Origin of the sequence: Novosphingobium sp. (assembly GCF_040398825.1) — a bacterium.
Classification (GTDB): domain Bacteria; phylum Pseudomonadota; class Alphaproteobacteria; order Sphingomonadales; family Sphingomonadaceae; genus Novosphingobium.
The window spans coordinates 1-19,654 of record NZ_JBBATI010000041.1 but is presented as its reverse complement, the minus strand read 5'-3'; the positions used below and the strand labels follow the sequence as shown (position 1 = coordinate 19,654).

The window sequence follows — 19,654 nt, the reverse complement described above, 5'->3', positions numbered from 1 at the left end:
TTGCGCCTGCGCCCGCGATCAGGCGCCCAGCGGCTGCGGCGTGGCGGCCCCGGCATCAACGCCGACGAACCGACGCCCGGCGCGCGGCACCGACACCGTTTGCGGCAGCGGCGGCCGTGCATCGTCGGCCGGGCTGTCCGGCCGGTCGAGCTTGCCTTCATCGATCAGCTTGCGGATGTCTTCGCCGGTCAACGTTTCGTATTCCAGCAGCGCATTGGCCAGCAGATGCAATTTGTCCTGATGGTCCTTCAGGATGGCGTGCGCGCGGGCATAGGCATCATCGACCAGCGTGCGGATTTCGCTGTCGATCAGCTTGCTGGTTTCATCGGACATCATTGTGCGCTGCGACATGCCGCCGCCGAGATAGCTTTCCTGGCTTTCCTCGTACAGCAACGGCCCCAGTTTGGCCGACATGCCCCAGCGGGTGACCATGTTGCGCGCCAGACCGGTCGCATACTGAATGTCCGACGAGGCGCCCGACGATACCTTGTCGTGGCCGAAAATCACCTCTTCGGCGACGCGGCCACCCATGCTGACCGACAGGTTGGCCAGCATCTTGTCGCGGTGGTACGAATAGCTGTCGCGTTCCGGCAGCCGCATGACCATACCCAGCGCCCGGCCGCGCGGGATGATCGTGGCCTTGTGGATCGGGTCGCTGGCAGCTTCGTGTACGGACACCAGCGCGTGGCCCGCTTCGTGATAGGCGGTCATCTTCTTTTCGTCGTCGGTCATGACCATCGAACGCCGTTCCGCGCCCATCATCACCTTGTCCTTGGCGTCTTCGAATTCCTGCATCGCCACCAGCCGCTTGTTGCGGCGTGCAGCCAGCAGCGCAGCCTCATTGACCAGGTTGGCCAGGTCGGCACCCGAAAAGCCCGGCGTGCCGCGCGCGATCACGCGGGGATTGACGTCCGGCGCCAGCGGCACCTTTTTCATGTGCACGCCCAGGATTTTTTCGCGGCCTTCGATATCGGGGATCGGCACCACCACCTGGCGGTCGAACCGGCCCGGACGCAGCAATGCGGGATCGAGCACATCGGGGCGGTTGGTGGCGGCGATGATGATGATGCCCTCGTTGGCTTCAAAACCGTCCATTTCCACCAGCAACTGGTTCAGCGTCTGTTCGCGTTCGTCGTTCGAATTGCCAAGGCCGCTGCCACGATGGCGGCCGACCGCGTCGATTTCATCGATGAACACGATGCATGGCGCGTTCTTTTTGGCCTGTTCAAACATGTCGCGCACGCGGCTGGCGCCAACGCCGACAAACATTTCGACAAAATCCGAACCCGAAATGGTGAAGAACGGTACCCCGGCCTCACCCGCGATGGCGCGTGCCAGCAGCGTTTTGCCGGTGCCCGGGCTGCCGACCAGCAGTGCGCCCTTTGGAATCTGGCCGCCCAGCTTCGAAAAGCGGGTGGGATCGCGCAGGAATTCGACGATTTCCTGCAATTCTTCACGCGCTTCGTCGATGCCGGCGACATCGTCAAAGGTCACCCGGCCCGACCGTTCGGTCAGCAGCTTCGCCTTGGACTTGCCAAACCCCATGGCGCCCGAACCGCCACCCTTTTGCATCTGGCGCAGCGCAAAGAACCCCATGCCCAAAATCAGCAGGAACGGCAGTGAATTGGCCAGAATGTACAGCAGCACGTTGGGTTCTTCGACCGCCTTGCCGTCGTATTGAACGCCCTTGTCCTGCAACAGCTTGGCCAGGTCGGTGTCGCCCGGGATCGGCACGGTCTGGAACTGCTGATCATTTTTCAGAGTGCCGGTAATCCGCTCGGTCCCGACCTGCACCTTGCGCACATCGCCAGAGGCGACATGGGCGCGGAAATCGGAATAGGGGATGGTCGTCCCCGTCGGTTCATTGCGCGCGCTGAACATCGACACCACCAGCAGCAGCGCCAGAAAAATCCCGCCGTACACCAGCAGGTTCTTGATCCAGGGATTGGTTTGCGGAGAATCGTCGTTCATCGCTTGTCGCTTTCAGTCGCACGGACGGACTCGACCCCCGTGACGGTGTGTGCCCAATGTAGGTTGCCGCTGGTGAATGGCAATATAACCAGAATCACGAATTTCGTCGTAGATGGAGATGGTGTGCGGTCATTCAGACGCCACGGTGCGGCGGTGCGGGGGCAAAATGCCACGCCCGACCCCGCCCATCCCCGCGCACACCCGCCAAAGTGGCGACTTCGCCAGCGGTCAGCCGGTCGTGCCAGCGCGCCACATCGCCTCCGCGCGTGACCCCCGCACCGCCCAATCGGGCAATGACCCGTTCGAGCACGCGCAGCGCCAGCGCACGGGGCAGTGCCGGATCATGCGCGCCGCGATCGAACACGCCACGATCGAGCACGATGGTACCGTCACCTTGCATGATCAGCCGGGCCCAGGCCTGGTCCGTCGCCCATTCCAGCGCGGCATCCGCCTCCGCCAGATGCATCGCAGCGGCCGCGAGACCGGCCGGCTGCAGCCAGGGCGCAGACGCCAGCCCGGCGCGCACCCGCACCCGTTCAAACCGCGCGTCACGGTTGGAGGGATCGTCCTTGGCGACCAGTCCGGCGTGGTCCACCACAGCCAACAAATCCGCCCGCCGCCACGCCAACAAAGGCCGCAACAGCGGCAGCGGATGCCCAGGAACGGTTGCGCGCGGGCGGATGCCCGCCAGCCCGCGCAGACCGGCACCGCGATTCATCCGCATGATCAGCGTTTCCGCCTGATCATCGGCATGGTGCGCGGTGACCAGCGCCGACAGGCCGAGCGCGCCGGCCCAGCCGGCCAGCGCGTGATAGCGTGCGGTGCGGGCGCGTTCCTGCACTGCCGCACCGTGCGCCAGCGCAAGCGTCAACGTGGTATGGGCAATCCCGCGCGCGTTGCACACCTGCGCAACACCTTGGGCCTCTGCCGCGCTGTCGGCGCGCAAGCCGTGATCAACCGTGGCGACGGCAATGCGGTCGGCACCCAACGCCGCCTGTGCCAACACCAGCAATGCCAGACTGTCAGGCCCGCCCGACACCGCCAGCCCGAACCGGTCTGCAGCGCCGGTGGAGGGCGGTGGAGGCCACAGCTGTGCCCAATCTTGCGCAAACACGGATTCGGGCGTGTGCGCGACCTGATCGGTCAGCAGCGCTGGGTCCCCTGCCGCAACATCAATGGCAGGCCACCGTTTTGGTGACGGCATCGTACTGGCCTTTCAGCCGGCCATCGGATTCGGCCGGATAAGTCTGGTGAAATTCACCCAGCGCAATACACGCGCGTTTTACCTCTTTCAGCCGGGTCATCGCCACGGCCAGGTACAACAGGCTGTCGGCAGCACGATCGCCCGCCTTGTCCGCCTGGTAGTTCTGCACAAACCACTGCGCCGCCGCGCCAGGCTTGTTGTCATCAAGATAGGCGCGGCCGAGCAGGTTGCGGGCATAGCTGATCCGTTTGTGCTTCGGGTTGTGCGACACGAATTCCAGCAGCACGGCTTCGGCTTCGGGCAGGAACTTTGCCTCCCACAGGCGATAGCCATAGGTGTAGGTATCCTCGCCCTTGTCGTCGGTGTTGGGGCGTTCGATCGCGGCAATCGCAGCGGCATGGTCCGCCGCTGCGGGGGTTGACGGGTTGGCCGACGCCGGTTTGGCCGCGGCATCAGCCGGGGCCGGTTTGGGCGCGTCCTTGGCCCGAGCCACGCTTTTTGCTGGGGTGCTGTCTTTGACGACAACCGCCACCGGGGCAACCGGCAGTGCAGCGGCGGGGCTGTCATCGGCAGCGGCGACAGATGGCGCGGCAGTGCCGGTGGCGGTGGTGGCGCGCGCGGTTTCAATCGCGCTGATCCGGCCATCCATCCGGCTCAGCTGGTTCTGCAGGTCTTCGCTGGTGGCGGTCACCGCCTTGATCTGCGATTCGATCGCATCCATCCGCACCATCAGATCGCTCAGCACCGCGGAATTGCCCGATGGCGCAGCAGCCTGCGCAGTCGTGTCGCCCGGCGCGATCTGTGGCGCGAACGTCCGACCTGCCCCGTCGGGAAAGACCTTGCGCTGCAACGCGCGCATTTCGCCTTCGATCCGGCGCAAACGCACCTCTGGCGTTTCGCTGGCGGCACCGGCGGTGTCGGCGCGTGCGGCGACCGGCACCAGCGCAGGAACCGCTGCAGCGGCGATCAGCAGCACCAGCCCGGATCGGGTCGGAAGCAGCGTCGGAAGCAGTGAGGGGAAGCCATGTCGGCGCGCGGTACCGGTGTTCATAATTCTGGTCATGGGTGGGGGCTCCCAATGCGTCGAAGGCCAGCGCGAAGGGCCGGATATGTGCAACCATAGTGCCGCACGGTCACCCCGAAGTCGAGCAGGCGCATAACGGTTATCAGGGTACCGTTCCCGCTGTTGATGCCGCAACGGCCGGTGGGGCCGGGGGCGGCGTGGTTGTCGTCGCTGCGGGTGGCAGCGGTACCGCCGCAGCGGTGGGGTTCGGCGCGGGATCACGGCCCGCACCGGCCATTCGGGGCCGACGGTGAGGCGCGCGCGCGCCCGTTCCGTCATTCGCCGGACTGGCGCTTGCCACGGGAACACCCGCACCGGGGGCGGGTGGTTGCGAACGCGCCAGCAAAGCCTGTGCGGTTACCGCCACATCACGCATGATGCCACGATGGTCGGCCAGCGGCGGCACCGCCTGCCCGCCGATGGTAATGGTCAGCGCATCAGGCCGACCGGTCCACAGCTTGGGATCGACCGCATCGGCTGGCACGGTATAGCTTTCGCCCTGGGCCAGCTGCTTTTGCAGCAATTGCACGCCGTGCCCGTCATAGAATTTGACCCAGATGTCATTTTCACGCGCGGTAAACACCACCGGACCATTGGGAATGGCCGGGGCAGCCACCGTATGCGGCGCGGCCTGCACCGGTGCGGCAGGTGTAGCCGAGTCAGGCACAACCAATGGCGGCAGCACCGCGTCGGGCCAATAATAACTGCGCCAGAACAACGCGCCAAGCGCGACCACTGCGACAAACAGCCCCAACGCGATCCAGGTGATCAGCCGCGACGGGGTCTTGGCCGGATCGTCCACATCAAACTGGTGGACCATCCGCGGCGCCGGGCGGGGCACGCCTGCATCCATTTCGGCACGCGCCATCGCCGCCATCGCGGTTGCATCCAGCCCTACCACCTGCGCAAAACTGCGCACAAAGCCCAGCACATAAGGGCGGCCGGGCAATGCGGCCAGATCGCCGCGATCGAGTGCCTCAATATGGCGGATGGTGATCCGGGTGCGCGCGGCCACCTGCGCCGTGGTCAGGCCCAGCGATTCGCGCGCCAGCCGCAACCGTGCACTGACCGTGGTGGGCAGGATCAGCGGCGGGGCGTCCGGCGCGGCAGTCGGCGCAGGACCGTCGCGCGCAGGGCCATCGTCATGGCCTTCCGGCGCGCCGTCTGGGGGTACGGCGTCATGCGCTTGATTCATTATGTTCTGGCAACCCTTGGACCGGTGATATTCTGGCGCAAAGGCTTGGTTGCAATCGGCAGAAAGTCAACGGGAAACACGTATTTGCAGCGGGTGTTTGCGCCGCACCGCGCCGTGAACGCCGCGAAGCCCGGGCATTGACCGCAAACGGTTACCAAAAATGCCGAATCAATCGCAATCGATGGCGTGGTCGGCGGCCCATGCGGTCAGCGTTGCACGCATATTTTCGGGCGGGGTTTTAAGCCAGCCAGCCATGCTTTGGCGAATCTGGCCCAGATCGACCTGGCTCACCAGTTCCTTGATCGGGCCGACCGCCGCCGGGGTGATCGACAGCCGGGTTATGCCCAGGCCCAGCAGCGCCAGCGCTTCCAGCCGGCGGCCGCCCATTTCGCCACAGACGGTAATGTCGGTCCCGTGCGGCGCCACCGTGGTGACCACGCGCGACAGAAACCGCAGGATCGCCGGCGACAACCAGTCATAGCGTTCGGCCAGTTTCGGATGCGCGCGGTCGGCGGCGAACAGAAACTGGGTAAGGTCGTTGGTGCCGATCGACAGAAATGACAGGCGCGGCGCCAGCACGTCCAGCCATTCGGCGATCGCCGGCACCTCTACCATGGCGCCATAGCGGATCGCCTCGGGCAGGACTTTCTTGCGCCGCTTCAAAAACGCCAGCTGGCTTTCAAACACGGCCTTGGCCGCATCGAATTCCCACGGTTCGGTCACCATCGGGAACATCACGTTGAGCGTACGCCCGGCGGCCGCTTCCAACAATGCGCGCGCCTGCACTTTCAACAGCCCGTCGCGTTCCAGCGCCACGCGCAGCGCGCGCCAGCCCATCGCCGGGTTTTCCTCCAGCGCGCCTTCGTCATGACGCAAATAGGGCAGGACCTTGTCGCCGCCGATGTCGACCGTGCGAAACACCACCGGGCGATCGCCCGCAGCATCGAGCACATCGCGATAGAGCCGGGTCTGGCGTTCGCGCGCGGGCAGCGTGGCCGATACCAGAAACTGAAATTCGGTGCGGAACAGCCCGATCCCGTCCGCCCCGGTCAGGTTCAGCATCGGCATGTCATCGCGCAGACCGGCGTTGATCATCACCGTAACGCGCTGGCCATCGCGTGACACCGGCTCTACCGCGCGCATCGCCGCATAATGCGCCTGGCGTTCGCGGTTTTTGGCAAAGCGTGTCTCAAACGCTTCGAGCATGCTGGGGGTCGGGCGCATATCGACCACACCGCGATCACCATCGACCAGCAGCTGATCGCCTTCGCGCAGCTTTCCGCGCAGACCACGCAGGCGTCCGATTACCGGAATGCCCATCGCCCGCGCCACGATCACCACGTGCGCGGTCAGCGATCCTTCTTCCAGGATCACCCCTTTCAGCCGGCGACGGTCATATTCCAGCAGTTCTGCCGGGCCAAGATTGCGCGCCACCAGGATCGCATCGCCCTTCAACCCCAGGCTGGCGGCGGTCCCCAGCTGGCCGGACACGGTGCGCAGCAGGCGATTCGACAGATCCTCCAGATCGTGCATGCGATCGGCCAGCAGCGGATCATCGATCTGGCGCATGCGCATGCGGGTGCGCTGCTGTACGCGTTCGATCGCGGCTTCGGCGGTGAGGCCGCTGTCGATCGCTTCGTTGATGCGCCGGCCCCAGCCTTCATCATAGGCGAACATCTTGTAGGTCTGGAGCACTTCCTCGTGCTCTCCGCCGGCGCCGAATTCGGCCTGGCTGGCCATGCGGTCGATCTGTTCGCGCATCTTGTCGAATGCCAGATAGACGCGCTGGCGCTCTGCCTCGGTATCGTCTGCCACGATGTGTTCGATCGTCACACGCGGCTGGTGAAACACCGCGATGCCGGTGGCGATGCCCTTGACCAGCGCCATGCCCTGCAACCGTTCCGGGCCGGTCGGCAGGTTGCCCTGCCCCAGCTGGTCGTCTTCATCGATCAGCCCGGCATTGGCGATCAGTTCCGACAGCACCATCGCCACGGTCTGCAGCGCCTCGATCTCCACCTCTTCATAGCGGCGCGGTTCGACATGCTGCACCGCGACCACGCCCACCGCGCGCTGGCGGCGGACGATCGGCACCCCGGCAAACGAATGAAAGCGTTCCTCGCCCGTTTCAGGCCGAAACGCAAAATCGGGGTGCGCCGCAGCTTCGGCCAGGTTGAGCGTTTCGATGTTCATCGCGATCGTGCCGACCAGGCCTTCGCCCACGGCCATGCGGGTCACGTGCACCGCCGACTGGTTCAGCCCGCGCGTGGCAAACAGTTCCAGCATGCCTTCGCGCAGCAGGTAGATCGAGCAGACTTCGCTATCAAGCTTTTCGCCAATCACCTCGACGACATGGTTCAGCTTGGCCTGCGCGCCACTGCGCGATGCCATGATTTCGTGCAGTGAGGTCAGGATCGCCCGGGCGGCGACAGCGGCGGACTGCGGAACCATCACCATGGCCTAGCGCATGCCTTACGTTTTGCAAGCGGTTGCCAAATCGAAGGTTGGGGGTGCGTTGATCGCAGCGCACCGTATCGGCGCGCGCCTGCATCTGCGGCTTTGCCCGCCGATGAAACAAGTGGTCGATGGAAATGGCCTGGCCAGGCGGCAAGACAGACCCATCTGCCGCCTGAACCATCCCGAATGCGCAGCGTCAATGCAGCTGCGACAGTTCTTCCTTGATCTTCAGCTTGCGCCGTTTCAGGTCCTTCAGCACGACGTCGTTGGGCGACGGGCGCGCCCGTTCTTCGGCAATCCGGGCTTCGAGTCCGGCATGCTTGGTTTGCAGTGCGTTGAGGTGCGACGATTCCATCCAGTGCCTCCATAAGGGACGTGGTGTTCATGGACGTTCAGGCCGGTACCCTGCAGGCGAGGGCCGGCAGAGCGCAGGTCGCGCCGCAGTGCCGACTCGTCCGGATGGACGGATGCACCAGGGCGCGTTGTCATGGTCCCACATTCGCCGTATCTTGCAAGCGCTGACGCGCCGGTACGCAGTGTTTGCAGGACAGTCCGCAAGGATCTGTCAACCTGCCGGTGACGAACGGCGGCGCAGCGTGCTACGGTCCGTGGCGGACTGATCACGCGCGGACCGATCATCCGCGCACCAAGGAGTGAGCCCCGGGTGACCGAAGACGAAATGCGCAAGCGACTGGCCGGGCTGCGCCTGGAACATCGCGACCTTGACGCCGCGATCGATGCCCTGACTGCAGCCGGGGTCAGCGACCAGTTGCAGATTGCCCGGCTGAAAAAACGCAAATTGCGCCTGCGCGATCAGATCACGATGATCGAAGACCATCTGATTCCCGATATTATTGCCTGATTGCCGTGGTTTGACGCGGTGCAGCTGGTCCCTGGGGCGCTTTGCCGGCGTGCCAAACCGGGACGAACCCCGCGCCGCGTGTTTGTACCCGGTTGAGCCCTGACCATACCCGCCGCTATGGCCCCGCCATGCACAGAGTGGCCGACATCAATCCGCGCGTGATCGAGGCGCTTTATACCGAGGCGCTGGTGCTGGCCGATGCCGCGCGGTCGCGGTTTGACCAGTTGCGCAGTCGCGCCGGCGACCAGTCCCATGGTCATGGCCTTGCCACCGCGGCCGCGGCGGAACCCGACCATGTGCACATGGTCGAAGTGACGTGCGAGGCACTGCGCACCACCACGCGGGTGATGCATTGCCTGGCCTGGCTGCTGAACCATCGTGCGTGGCTGGCCGGTCAGATCAGCACCGTGCAATTGCGGCGCCATGGCCGGCTGATCAGCCATTTTCCCGCCAGCGACGCATCGATTGTCAGCCGCCTGCCCGCCGATCTGGCCGATCTGGTGGCACAGAGCGAACGGCTCTACGCCCGCATCCAGCGGCTGGAACTGGCGTGGCGCGACAATGGGGCGGCGGCGGCCGGTGCGATCGAACGGCTGCGCGAGCGATTGGCGCAGAGCACGCTGCGCGCGAGCTGAAGCCCGCGCACTGGCACATATTTCGCCAGCATCCCGCGCGAAAAAGTTGCGCGGCGCAACTCCAGGCCCCATCTTGGCGCCATGTCCGACACCATTGCCATCGAAAATCCGCATGATCCTGCAACCTGGCCAACCGGCCGGGCCGTGCGGATGGAACCGCTGGTACGGCGCGTGCTGGGCCCCAATGCATCGCCCTATACCTTTACCGGCACGCAGACGTATCTGGTTGGTACCGGTGCGGACGTGCTGGTGATCGATCCTGGCCCAGCCGACAGTGGCGCACCTGGCCATGCCGACACCCGGGGCGATGGTCATGTCGAGGCGATTCTGGCCGCGATCGGCCCGGCGCGGGTGGCCGCGATTGCGTGCACCCACACCCACCGCGACCACAGCCCCGCATCCCGCGCGTTGCAGGCCGCGACCGGCGCGCCGATCATCGGCTGTGCCGCGCTGGCGTTTGACGATGATGGCCCGCGCGCCGATGCCGCGTTCGACCACGACTACCAGCCCGATCGCGTACTCACCGATGGCGAGCAACTGTCGGGCGACGGCTGGACAATCGCGGTAGTGGCCACGCCCGGCCACACCAGCAACCACCTTTGCTATGCCCTGCTGGAAAGCGGGGCGCTGTTCACCGGCGATCATGTGATGGGCTGGTCGACCAGCGTGGTATCACCGCCCGATGGCGACATGGGCGATTATATGCGCAGCCTGGCGCTGCTGCAGGCGCGTGACGACCGCGTCTATTATCCCGCGCATGGCCCGCAGATCGACAATCCGCGCCAGTTTGTGCGCGGGATGATCGGACACCGCCGCCAGCGCGAACGCCAGATCATGACGCTGCTGAATGCTGGCACGCACACCATCCCCGATCTGGTGGCGGCGATGTACAAAGGGCTGGATCCGCGGCTGCACGGTGCCGCCGGCCGGTCGGTGCTGGCGCACCTGATCGATCTGCAACGGCATGCGCGCGTCCTGTCCGATGAGGCAGGCTGGCACGCGCTGGCCGCCGACCCGCTTGCCCCCGACGCAACACCCGCCTAGATCGCCGCAAAGTTCACAGCATACGGGACGCCTGCCATGACCGCCCAGACCGCATCGCTATCCGGCCTTGACCTGCGTGCCGAAATCAACCGGCTGCGCAAAGAGCGCAATGCCGTGATCCTGGCGCATTATTACCAGCGCCCGGAAATTCAGGATCTGGCCGATTATATCGGCGATTCGCTGGAACTGTCGCGCAAAGCCGCGGCCACCGATGCCGACGTCATCGCGTTTTGCGGCGTGCGTTTCATGGCCGAAACCGCCAAGATCCTCAGCCCCGACAAGACCGTGATCCTGCCCGACATGGATGCCGGCTGCAGCCTGGAAGATTCGTGCCCGCCCGACAAATTTCGTGCGTTCCGCGAAGCACACCCCGATCACATCGCGCTGACCTATATCAACTGTTCGACCGAGGTTAAGGCGCTGTCCGACGTGATCGTGACGAGTTCCAGCGCCGAAACGATCCTGGCCAAGATCCCGCCCGAACAGAAAATCATCTTTGGGCCCGACCGGCACCTGGGCGGCTATCTCAACCGCAAATTCGGGCGTGACATGCTGCTGTGGCCCGGCGTGTGCATCGTGCACGAGGCATTCAGCGAAACCGAGCTGATCAAGCTGAAGGCGCAATATCCCGGTGCGCCGGTGGCGGCGCACCCCGAATGTCCGCCGCATATCATCGACCATGCCGATTATGTCGGATCGACCACCGGCATCCTGAACTATGCACGCACCACGCCGGCACAAGTGCTGATCGTGGCGACCGAACCACACATCATCCACCAGATGGAACTGGCGATGCCGGGCAAGACCTTCATCGGTGCGCCCGGCGCGGATGGCAACTGCAACTGCAACATCTGCCCCTATATGGCGCTCAACACCCTGGAAAAACTGTACCTGGCGCTGCGCGACCTGACCCCGGCCGTGCATATCGAGGAAAACCTGCGGCTGGCGGCAAAAAAGAGCCTGGATGCGATGCTGACCATGGCCGCCGGCACCGTTGGACAAGGCGATCTGGGCGCGCGTTAATCCCGCACCCGCGCGTTAATCCCGCACCCGCGCGATAACCAGCGCGCCGGCGACCAGCACCATGCCGATCCCGTCGGGCAGCGTTGGACGTTCTCCAAACGCAATCAGCCCGATCACCACCGACACCGCCGGCTGGGTCAGCAGCGCCAGCCCGATCACCAGCGGTGAAAACCGCGGCAGCGCGGCCACCAGCAGCCCCTGCCCGATGATCTGGCTGCACAGCGCCAGCGCCAGGACCGGCCACCACATATGCGGCCACAACGGTTCCCCCATCCACAGCGCGCAGGCCGCCATCACCGGGGCGGCAAACACCCCGGTGTAAAACACCAGCGGCCAGCCGCCGACGGTGCGCTGCACCCCGCTGAGGCAGACGAAGTAGCTGAAATAAAACAGACCAGCCAGGATACACAACAAATCGCCGATCAATGTGGCGGTGGCAATTTCCAGGCTGCGCCCCAACAGGATCGCCGCGCCCGCCAGCGCACAGGCGATCGCGGCCAGTTCGTTGCCGCGCGGGCGGCGGCGTGCCACCACCAGCCCCCACAGCATCAGGAAAATGCTGCCGACGTTGCCGAACAGCGTGGCATTGCCCAGCCGCGTACGATCAATCCCCAGATGCCACGACGCCAGATCAAGCCCGAACACCAGCCCCGCCAGCACCAGCACTGCCATGGTGCGCGTTGAATGGCCCATCAACGGCTGGTGCGCGCGCCGGGCCAGCAGCGCCAGCACCGGCAGCGGCAGGACCAGCCGCCAGAATCCCGCCGACACCGGTCCGCAATCGGCAATCCGCACAAAATACGGCCCGATCGCCAGCGCCAGGCACCCCACCAGCAACGCGGCAAACCACCGGGCACCGCCAGTTGCAGCCGCACCGGATAAAGCGGGGGTTTGACCCGAAGCAGTTTTTTGTGCCGCGCTGGCGGTTGTCATGACGGGCACCATTGCCTAATTCAGGTTGCAAATGAAGACGGGTCTCACGCAAGCGCGACCTCAATCCTTTCCCATTCAGAAGAAGGCATGTCCATGGTCGATTCACTGTTTCAGCCGATCCAGCTTGGCGCGATTGCCGCGCCCAACCGCATTGTCATGGCCCCGCTGACGCGCGGCCGCGCCGGCGCCGATGGCGTGCCCACCGCGATCATGCAGACCTATTACGCGCAACGTGCCAGCGCCGGGCTGATCATCAGCGAGGCCACCGGCATCAGCCGCGAAGGCGCTGGCTGGCCCTATGCCCCCGGCATCTGGACCGACGCACAGACCGAAGCGTGGAAACCGGTGACCGATGCGGTGCACGCGGCCGGCGGGCGCATCGTGCTGCAACTGTGGCACATGGGCCGGATCGTGCACCCGTATTTTCTGGATGGCGAACCGGCGGTTTCGGCATCGGCCACCCGCGCGCCCGGCCATGCGCACACCCCCGAAGGCCGCAAGGACCATGAGACCGCGCGCGCGCTGCGGCTGGATGAACTGCCGCGGCTGATCGACGATTATGGCCATGCCGCGCAAAACGCCAAGCTGGCCGGGTTTGACGGAGTGCAACTGCACAGCGCCAACGGCTATCTGATCGACCAGTTCCTGCGCGACAGCACCAATTTGCGCGATGATGATTACGGCGGGTCGGTGGAAAACCGCACGCGGCTGCTGCGCGAAGTGACGGAGCGGCTGGTATCGATCTGGGGCGCAGACCGCGTTTCCGTGCGCCTGTCGCCCAATGGCGATTCGCAAGGCGCGGATGACAGCGATCCGGCCGCATTGTTCGGGCAGGCCGCACGCGTGCTGCAGGCGCTGAACATCGGTTTCCTGGAATTGCGCCAGCCTGGCCCCGGCGGCACCTTTGGCGCGACCGAAGTGCCCAAGCAGGATGCGCTGATCCGGTCGATCTATACCGGGCCGCTGGTGCTCAACAGCGATTACACTGCCGCAGAGGCCGCCGCCGATGTCGCCTCTGGCCGCGCCGACGCGATCAGCTTTGGCCGCCCGTTCATCTCCAACCCCGATCTGGTCGAACGCATTCGCGTGGGCGCGGCCTTTGCGCCCAACGTCAATGTGCCGCAATCGTGGTATTTCCCCGGTGAAGCGGGTTATATCGATTATCCGACCCTGTCCGAAGCCACTGCCGACGTCACTGCCGACGCCGAGGCATGACAGTGATCCCGCGTTCGTGGCTGTTCATCCCCGGTGACAGCGATCGCAAGCTGGCCAAGGCGCAGGCCACCGGCGCGCACGCGGTGATCATCGATCTGGAAGACGCGGTCTCCGCCGATCGCAAGGAACACGCACGCTCGGTGACTGGCGCGTGGCTGGTTGATGGCGCGCACGGGCTGGCGCCAGGTCAGGTATGGGTGCGCATCAATGCGGTCGACACCGGGCTGTGGCGCGCTGACCTGGCCGCCGTGATCGGCGGCCGGCCGGCCGGGATCATGGTGCCAAAGGCGGCCGGCCCGGCCCAGATTGCGCAGATCAGCGATGTGCTGACAGAACTGGAAACGGCGCATGGATTGCCCCCGGGGCACACCCGGATCATCGCGCTGGTCAGCGAAACCGCGGCGGCGGCGGTCACCATTCCCGCCTATTGCGGGGCGGTCCTGCCACGGTTGGCCGGGCTGACCTGGGGGGCCGAAGATCTGGGTGCGGCACTGGGCGTGACGCGCAAGCGTGATGATCACGGGCGCTGGACCGATGCGTTCCGCATGGTCCGCGCCCAGACCCTGCTGGTGGCGCATGCGGTGGGCGCCTGGGCAATCGACACCCTGCATGCCGATTTTGGCGATGAAGCCGGGCTGGCGCAGGCGGCAGCAGCGGCGGCGGCCGATGGATTTTCCGGGATGCTGGCGATTCACCCGGCGCAAGTGGCGGTGATCAACCGCGCGTTTGCCCCCGACGCGGCCGCGCTGGCCGAGGCGCAGGCGATTGTCGATGCCTTTGCCGCCAATCCCGGCGCCGGCGTGCTGCAAATCAACGGCCGGATGATCGACCAGCCGCACTTACGCCAGGCGCGCGCGCTGCTGGGACTTGCGGCGGAAACCACCGCTTAATTTGCGGGCTTTTCCGGTTTGGCCGGGTCGGCGGGGGCGCTTTGGTCCACGGGGTCAGCGGCGGAATTGCTGGCCGCATCGGCACCGGGGTCAACCGCGGCAGATATGGCGGCGGGCGCGGCCTGCAACAGCGGTTGCGCCTGCGAACGATCAAGGTTCGGCATGGCATCGCTGATGGTGCCCGGCAACACTTGCGCGCCGGCAGCCTTGCCCGCTGACGCTTCGGGCGCCTTGCTACAGGCCGCCAGCGTCACCGACAGCGTGCACACCGCAATCGCCAGCGTAACAATGCGGATGGACAGGCCGGGCGAAGACATCACAGCAGGTTTTTCCATCATAACGGTCGATCGGGCAAGTCCAGCGCGGCCAAAAATGGCTCCAGCCGGGCCAGCAGTGCCTTATCCCATGTCTGCGCGCTAACCTCCAGCCCCAGATCGGCCAGGCTGGTCACGCCGTGATCGGCAATGCCGCAGGGCACGATTCCGCTGAAATGCGCCAGATCGGGGGACAGATTGACCGAAAAACCGTGCATCGTCACCCACCGCCGCACGCGGATGCCGATCGCGCCCACCTTTGCCTCGGCACCGTCGGGCCCGCGTGTCCAGATGCCGATGCGCCCAGGTGCGCGCCAGGCCACCACTCCCACATCGCCCAGCGTGTCGATCACCCAGCCTTCGACCGCGTGGACAAATGCACGCACATCGCGCGACCGGCCGCGCAGATCGAGCAGCAGATAACCGATGCGCTGTCCCGGGCCGTGATAGGTATAGCGCCCGCCGCGCCCGGCCTCCACCACGTCAAAGCGCGGATCGAGCAGTTCGGCGCGGGCGGCGCTGGTGCCCGCAGTATAGACCGGCGGATGTTCCAGCAGCCAGATCAGTTCGCGCGCCTGGCCATCGGCAATCGCGGCATTGCGCGCGGTCATCGTGCCCAGCGCGGTGCGATAGGGCACCGGCGCGGCCTCCACCTGAATGTCGATATCCGGGCTCATCCCCGCCGCTTTGACGCTGCCGCCGGACATAGGCAAGCAGCGTTTGCGAAAACCGGTTCGCCAACCTTGGCGCGATGCACTACAAGCGCCGCATGACCAGCAAGAGTATGATCCGTGGCAATCCTTGACAGCAGCGCCGCATGGCACGGCGCACAGCGCATGGTGCGCGCCAACCGCGACATGCTGGTCGCGGTCGCCGGCGTGTTCTTTTTGCTGCCCGAACTGATCGGGGCGGTGGTCCTGCCGGTTCCGCAATTGACCAAGGGCATGGACCAGCAGCAGATGGCCGATGCGGTGCTGCGGTTTTATTCTGCCACCGGCCCGCTGCTGATTGTGCTGTCGCTGCCGCTGGTGCTGGGATTTCTGACCCTGCTGGCGATTCTGATTGACCCCGATCGCCCCACCGTGGGCACAGCCATCGTGCAGGCTGCGCGCCTGTTGCCAGGCTATATGCTGGCGCAGATGATCATCGCGGTGGCGCTGACCATGTTGTGGATTACGGCAATTGCCGGATTGTCGCTGGTGCTGCCGCAACCGGCCGCGGTGGCCGCATCGCTGGTGCTGATGGTCTATCCGCTGGTGCGGGTCGTGCTGATCGGGCCGGAAATGGTCGCCAGGCGGCTGCGCAACCCGATTCGCGCAATTGCCGGCGCGCTGACGCTGACGCGCGGAAAATTTACCGCGCTGCTGCTGTTTTTCGGGCCCGCGCTGGCGTTGTTCGTGGTGGTCTATGCGCTGGTTTCGATCGGCGCGGCGCTGGCGCTGGCCAACCTGGCCAATGAAGAAACCCGCCGGCTGATTGGTGAGGCGGTCGGCGCAGTGCTGTTGGCGGTGGGCCATACCTATTTTGCGGCGATGGTCGCATCGACCTGGCATCAGCTGGGGCCGGTCGATGGCGCCGATACGGCGATCAGCCCGTTTACCCCGCGCTGACCATATCCCACGGGCCTGCCCTGCCCGCAGGCCCAAACCCCTTCCCCGACCATTGCCAGCGCACCGCAACCGGATTACCGGGCACGCGGTGATCGGCGCGGGTGCCGGTCGGGCAGACCTGTCGCTGCCGCGGACAGACCATCGGGAACTGCAAAATGGACCGGGCGAACAGCCAGTTTCAGCCAGAAACCGCCACCCCCGGCCTGCCGCAGGGGCGCATGGCGCTGCTGTTTGCGGTGATGCTGATTACCGCGGCAGGCAACACCGCGATGCAATCGGTGATGCCGTCGATCGGCACTCATCTTGGCATCGCCGATGTCTGGGTCAGCCTGGCCTATTCATGGTCGGCGCTGTTGTGGATGGTGATGGCGCCATTCTGGGCGCGCCGATCCGACCAGAGCGGGCGCAAGGCGATGATGGCGCTGGGGCTGGGCGCCTTTGCGCTGTCATTTGCGCTGTGCGGTGCGGCGCTGCTGGCCGGGCTGAAGGGCATTGTCGGCGGGATGACCGCGATCATCCTGTTTGCGCTGGCGCGGTCATTGTACGGCACATTCGGATCGGCGGCGCCGCCGGCGGTGCAGGCCTATGTCGCCAGCCGCACCAGCCGCGCCGAACGCACCAAGGCGCTGTCGATGGTAGCATCCAGCTTTGGCCTGGGCACCGCGCTGGGGCCGGCGCTGGCGCCGCTGCTGATCCTGCCGGGCATCGGCCTGATCGGGCCGTTTGCCGGCTTTACGCTGGGGGCATTGGCGGTGCTGATGCTGCTGCGGCTGCGGCTGCCCGATGATTCGCCCCAGGATGGTGAAATGGCGCTGGAACATGGCGCACCGCATGTGCCGCCCGCTGCGGCGGCAACCCCGCGCGCGGGCCGCGTGCAGGCGTTTGGCGAACATGCCGACAGCTGGACTGGCGGGATCGATGCCACCGATAGCGATGCGGATGGCGCGGATGGTGCTGATGAGTCTGGCCGCCCCGGCACGACCGATGGCCGTTTGCGCTGGGCCGATCCGCGCATCCGTCCCTGGCTGATTGCCGGCACTTTGGGCGGGCAGGCGCAATCGATCATGCTGGGGGTGATCGGGTTTATGTTGCTTGACCGGTTGGGGCTGCGCCACCAGCCCGATGCCGCTGCCGGCCCGATCGGTCTGGTGCTGATGTGCGGGGCGATCGCCATGCTGCTGGCGCAATGGGGCTTGATCCCGATGCTGGCGCTGGGCCCGCGGCTGTCCACGGTGATCGGCATGGCATTGGTGGTGGTCGGCACGTTGCCCGTCGCGCTGGGGCAGAACCTGCATGCCATTGCCATGGGTTTTGCGATCTGTTCGGTGGGGTTCGGGCTGTTTCGCCCCGGGTTCACCTCTGGCATCAGCCTGGCGGTGTCGCTGCCCGAACAGGGTCAGGCCGCGGGCATAGTCGCGGCGGTCAATGGTTCCGCCTATATCGTATCGCCGGCGATCGGCGTGTGGTTGTACAACCATTCGCCGTGGATGGTGTGGGCGCTGATCGAGGCGCTGGTGGTGATCGTGCTGCTGCTGCTGGCGCGCGATCGCAGGGCCGGGCGTGCGGGTTAGACGGGTTTCAGCCCAAGCCTTTCCACCACGCGCAACGCGGCGGCATCTTCGCGGCGGACCGCGAACACCAGCAAGGCATTGAGCGCCAGCGACTGATAGACAAAATACCACAAGGGGCTGCCCAGCAGCATCGCCACGCCCAGCACGATGGCGCGCGGATTGGGGCCGAGGAATTTGAGCAGGAACAGCAATGGCCGCTGTTCGCGCTGCACCTCCGCCCGGATTCGCAACAGCGCGGCGCCATTACCGGCGCGATCATCGGCGATCGCGCGGGTCACCGCCGCGTCGATGGTCATCGCATGCGGGCTCATCCCCGATGCCAGCCGCAAATATCCGCGCACCACACCGCGCAACAACCACGCCAGCCCGCGCTGGTCGCTGAACAGCGCGGCATTGTCCTGCGCCGAATTGTTGAGCCAGGGCACGCCATAGGTCCAGTACTGATAGAACCGGCGCTGCGCCTCGACGAAATTGGCCTGCGCAATATGGCTCCCCCCTGCGAGCAGCGCCCAGAACCAGGCCCAGCCCCAACCCATCGCCGGCGCCAGCACCGCCACCATCATGACATACAGCACGACATGGCTGGAATAATCACAAATCCCGTCCACCAGTTCACCCAGCGGGCTTGATCGCCCGGTCAACCGCGCCAGATCGCCATCGGCGCCATCAACGACATGCCAGGTCATGTGCAGCGCACAGCCCAGCAGTGGCCCCCACGGCCAGATCAGGCCCCAGGCCGGGCCCCGCCAATAGATGGTGCCCGCCGCCACCACGAACAGCGCGCCGATGACCGACACCGCGTTGGGGGTAATCGGCGTGGGCGCCAGCACCCGCGCCAGCCGCCAGGCCAGCGGGTGATACAGATAGTGGTTGAGCGAATCCTGCAATTCGCGCGGGCGGCGCGGCCGTTCGCGGGTTGCTGTCGCCATGGTTGCGTCATTCCTTTGCGGGTCGGTACCGGGTGTCCCATCCCCGGCACGCAACCATAGGCGGGCTTGTGGGCCGAGGCTACCGCGGTTCGGGCACACGGGCAAAATCGGCTCAAAACAGGACCGGTTTACCGGGCTTGCTTGACGGGCAGGGGATTCCGCTTGCAATCCGGCATAATTTCGCAAACTAAGGCACTTTGATGACAGCACCTCGTACCGGTGCCTGTCGAAGAGGGCGTGCTTACATGAAGCCAATCAAGGTCGCGGTGATCGGTGTGGGCAACTGCGCCAGTTCGCTGGTGCAGGGGGTTTACTTTTACCGTCAGAACAATTCGGCCGGTGGGCTGATCCATGATCGGATCGGTGGCTATGGCGCTGGAGATGTGGAATTCGTGCTCGGCGTCGATGTCGATGCGCGCAAAGTGGGCAAGGATATCGGTGAGGCAATCTTTGCTGCACCCAATTGCACCGCCGTATTCCATGCCGATGTGCCGCAGATCGGCAACAAGGTGATCATGGGCAAGATCCTTGACGGGGTCGCCGATCACATGACCGGAATGGGCGAACGCGGGTTTGTCGTATCCGACGCCGAGGAAGCGACGCACGACAGCATGGTCGCCGCGCTGAAGGCGACCGGCGCCGAAGTGCTGTTGAACTTTCTGCCGGTCGGTTCGCAGACTGCCACTGAATTTTATATGGAATGTGCGCTGGAAGCGGGCGTTGCGGTGGTCAACTGCATGC

Annotated in this window: 18 protein-coding genes and 1 pseudogene; 9 read left to right on the top strand and 10 right to left on the bottom strand. The window is 65.5% G+C overall.

Annotated elements, in window-relative coordinates; genetic code table 11:
• Window positions 1-18 precede the first annotated feature (18 nt).
• From ftsH to ABWP89_RS16255, 6 genes are all read right to left on the bottom strand, one after another.
• Window positions 19-1,971: an ATP-dependent zinc metalloprotease FtsH gene (ftsH, locus tag ABWP89_RS16280; protein ID WP_353230608.1), complete on the bottom strand. Its 1,953-nt coding sequence runs from the start codon at window positions 1,969-1,971 to the stop codon at window positions 19-21.
• A gap of 133 nt (window positions 1,972-2,104) precedes the next feature.
• A complete protein-coding gene (tilS, locus tag ABWP89_RS16275; RefSeq protein WP_353230607.1) occupies window positions 2,105-3,175 on the bottom strand; it encodes a tRNA lysidine(34) synthetase TilS in 1,071 nt (356 codons plus the stop codon).
• Entirely contained in the window at window positions 3,144-4,238 is a 1,095-nt protein-coding gene (locus ABWP89_RS16270; protein ID WP_353230605.1) for a tetratricopeptide repeat protein, read from the bottom strand. The genes tilS and ABWP89_RS16270 overlap by 32 nt, the downstream gene beginning before the upstream one ends.
• Window positions 4,239-4,341: 103 nt before the next feature.
• Window positions 4,342-5,433, bottom strand: coding sequence for a helix-turn-helix domain-containing protein (locus ABWP89_RS16265; RefSeq protein ID WP_353230604.1), 1,092 nt, complete (start codon window positions 5,431-5,433; stop codon window positions 4,342-4,344).
• Between the two features lie 168 nt (window positions 5,434-5,601).
• A complete protein-coding gene (gene ptsP / locus ABWP89_RS16260) occupies window positions 5,602-7,881 on the bottom strand; it encodes a phosphoenolpyruvate--protein phosphotransferase (RefSeq protein ID WP_353230628.1) in 2,280 nt (759 codons plus the stop codon).
• A gap of 202 nt (window positions 7,882-8,083) precedes the next feature.
• The gene (locus tag ABWP89_RS16255; protein ID WP_353230603.1) at window positions 8,084-8,242 is read right to left on the bottom strand and encodes a YdcH family protein; all 159 of its coding nucleotides are present in this window, start codon (window positions 8,240-8,242) and stop codon (window positions 8,084-8,086) included.
• A 309-nt stretch (window positions 8,243-8,551) separates the two neighbouring features.
• Between ABWP89_RS16255 and ABWP89_RS16250 the strand changes: the two genes are divergently transcribed.
• The 4 genes from ABWP89_RS16250 (at window position 8,552) to nadA (ending at window position 11,451) form a co-directional block, all read left to right on the top strand.
• Complete coding sequence (locus tag ABWP89_RS16250) at window positions 8,552-8,749, top strand: YdcH family protein (protein ID WP_353230601.1); 198 nt, start codon at window positions 8,552-8,554, stop codon at window positions 8,747-8,749.
• A gap of 128 nt (window positions 8,750-8,877) precedes the next feature.
• On the top strand, window positions 8,878-9,384 hold the full coding sequence (locus tag ABWP89_RS16245; protein ID WP_353230600.1) for a DUF1465 family protein: 507 nt from the start codon (window positions 8,878-8,880) through the stop codon (window positions 9,382-9,384).
• Between the two features lie 81 nt (window positions 9,385-9,465).
• The gene (locus ABWP89_RS16240; RefSeq protein WP_353230598.1) at window positions 9,466-10,428 is read left to right on the top strand and encodes an MBL fold metallo-hydrolase; all 963 of its coding nucleotides are present in this window, start codon (window positions 9,466-9,468) and stop codon (window positions 10,426-10,428) included.
• A gap of 36 nt (window positions 10,429-10,464) precedes the next feature.
• Window positions 10,465-11,451: a quinolinate synthase NadA gene (nadA, locus tag ABWP89_RS16235; RefSeq protein WP_353230596.1), complete on the top strand. Its 987-nt coding sequence runs from the start codon at window positions 10,465-10,467 to the stop codon at window positions 11,449-11,451.
• A gap of 15 nt (window positions 11,452-11,466) precedes the next feature.
• On the opposite strand, the gene ABWP89_RS16230 is transcribed toward nadA, so the two are convergent.
• The gene (locus ABWP89_RS16230) at window positions 11,467-12,384 is read right to left on the bottom strand and encodes a DMT family transporter (protein ID WP_353230595.1); all 918 of its coding nucleotides are present in this window, start codon (window positions 12,382-12,384) and stop codon (window positions 11,467-11,469) included.
• 93 nt (window positions 12,385-12,477) lie between these two features.
• Between ABWP89_RS16230 and ABWP89_RS16225 the strand changes: the two genes are divergently transcribed.
• Complete coding sequence (locus tag ABWP89_RS16225; RefSeq protein ID WP_353230594.1) at window positions 12,478-13,599, top strand: alkene reductase; 1,122 nt, start codon at window positions 12,478-12,480, stop codon at window positions 13,597-13,599.
• Window positions 13,596-14,489, top strand: a complete 894-nt coding sequence (locus ABWP89_RS16220; RefSeq protein WP_353230593.1) for an HpcH/HpaI aldolase/citrate lyase family protein — start codon at window positions 13,596-13,598, stop codon at window positions 14,487-14,489. Before ABWP89_RS16225 ends, ABWP89_RS16220 begins: the two co-directional genes overlap by 4 nt.
• Here the strand turns inward: ABWP89_RS16220 and ABWP89_RS16215 are convergent.
• Both ABWP89_RS16215 and lipB read right to left on the bottom strand, forming a co-directional pair.
• The gene (locus ABWP89_RS16215) at window positions 14,486-14,809 is read right to left on the bottom strand and encodes a hypothetical protein (RefSeq protein WP_353230592.1); all 324 of its coding nucleotides are present in this window, start codon (window positions 14,807-14,809) and stop codon (window positions 14,486-14,488) included. The genes ABWP89_RS16220 and ABWP89_RS16215 overlap by 4 nt on opposite strands.
• A gap of 14 nt (window positions 14,810-14,823) precedes the next feature.
• Window positions 14,824-15,510, bottom strand: coding sequence for a lipoyl(octanoyl) transferase LipB (lipB, locus tag ABWP89_RS16210; protein ID WP_502915308.1), 687 nt, complete (start codon window positions 15,508-15,510; stop codon window positions 14,824-14,826).
• Window positions 15,511-15,594: 84 nt separating this feature from the next.
• On the opposite strand from lipB, the gene ABWP89_RS16205 reads away from it, so the two are divergent.
• Together ABWP89_RS16205 and ABWP89_RS16200 are read left to right on the top strand one after the other, a co-directional pair.
• Window positions 15,595-16,413 (top strand): hypothetical protein, encoded by an 819-nt coding sequence (locus ABWP89_RS16205; RefSeq protein ID WP_353230590.1) that lies wholly within the window; start codon window positions 15,595-15,597, stop codon window positions 16,411-16,413.
• Between the two features lie 218 nt (window positions 16,414-16,631).
• Entirely contained in the window at window positions 16,632-17,984 is a 1,353-nt protein-coding gene (locus ABWP89_RS16200; protein ID WP_502915313.1) for an MFS transporter, read from the top strand.
• On the opposite strand, the gene ABWP89_RS16195 is transcribed toward ABWP89_RS16200, so the two are convergent.
• Window positions 17,981-18,913 carry a CDP-alcohol phosphatidyltransferase family protein gene (locus tag ABWP89_RS16195; RefSeq protein WP_353230588.1) on the bottom strand — a complete coding sequence of 311 codons (933 nt, stop codon included), beginning with the start codon at window positions 18,911-18,913 and terminating at the stop codon, window positions 17,981-17,983. The genes ABWP89_RS16200 and ABWP89_RS16195 overlap by 4 nt on opposite strands.
• Before the next feature lie 245 nt (window positions 18,914-19,158).
• On the opposite strand from ABWP89_RS16195, the pseudogene ABWP89_RS16190 reads away from it, so the two are divergent.
• A pseudogene (locus ABWP89_RS16190) lies at window positions 19,159-19,654 on the top strand (inositol-3-phosphate synthase); the annotation flags it as partial.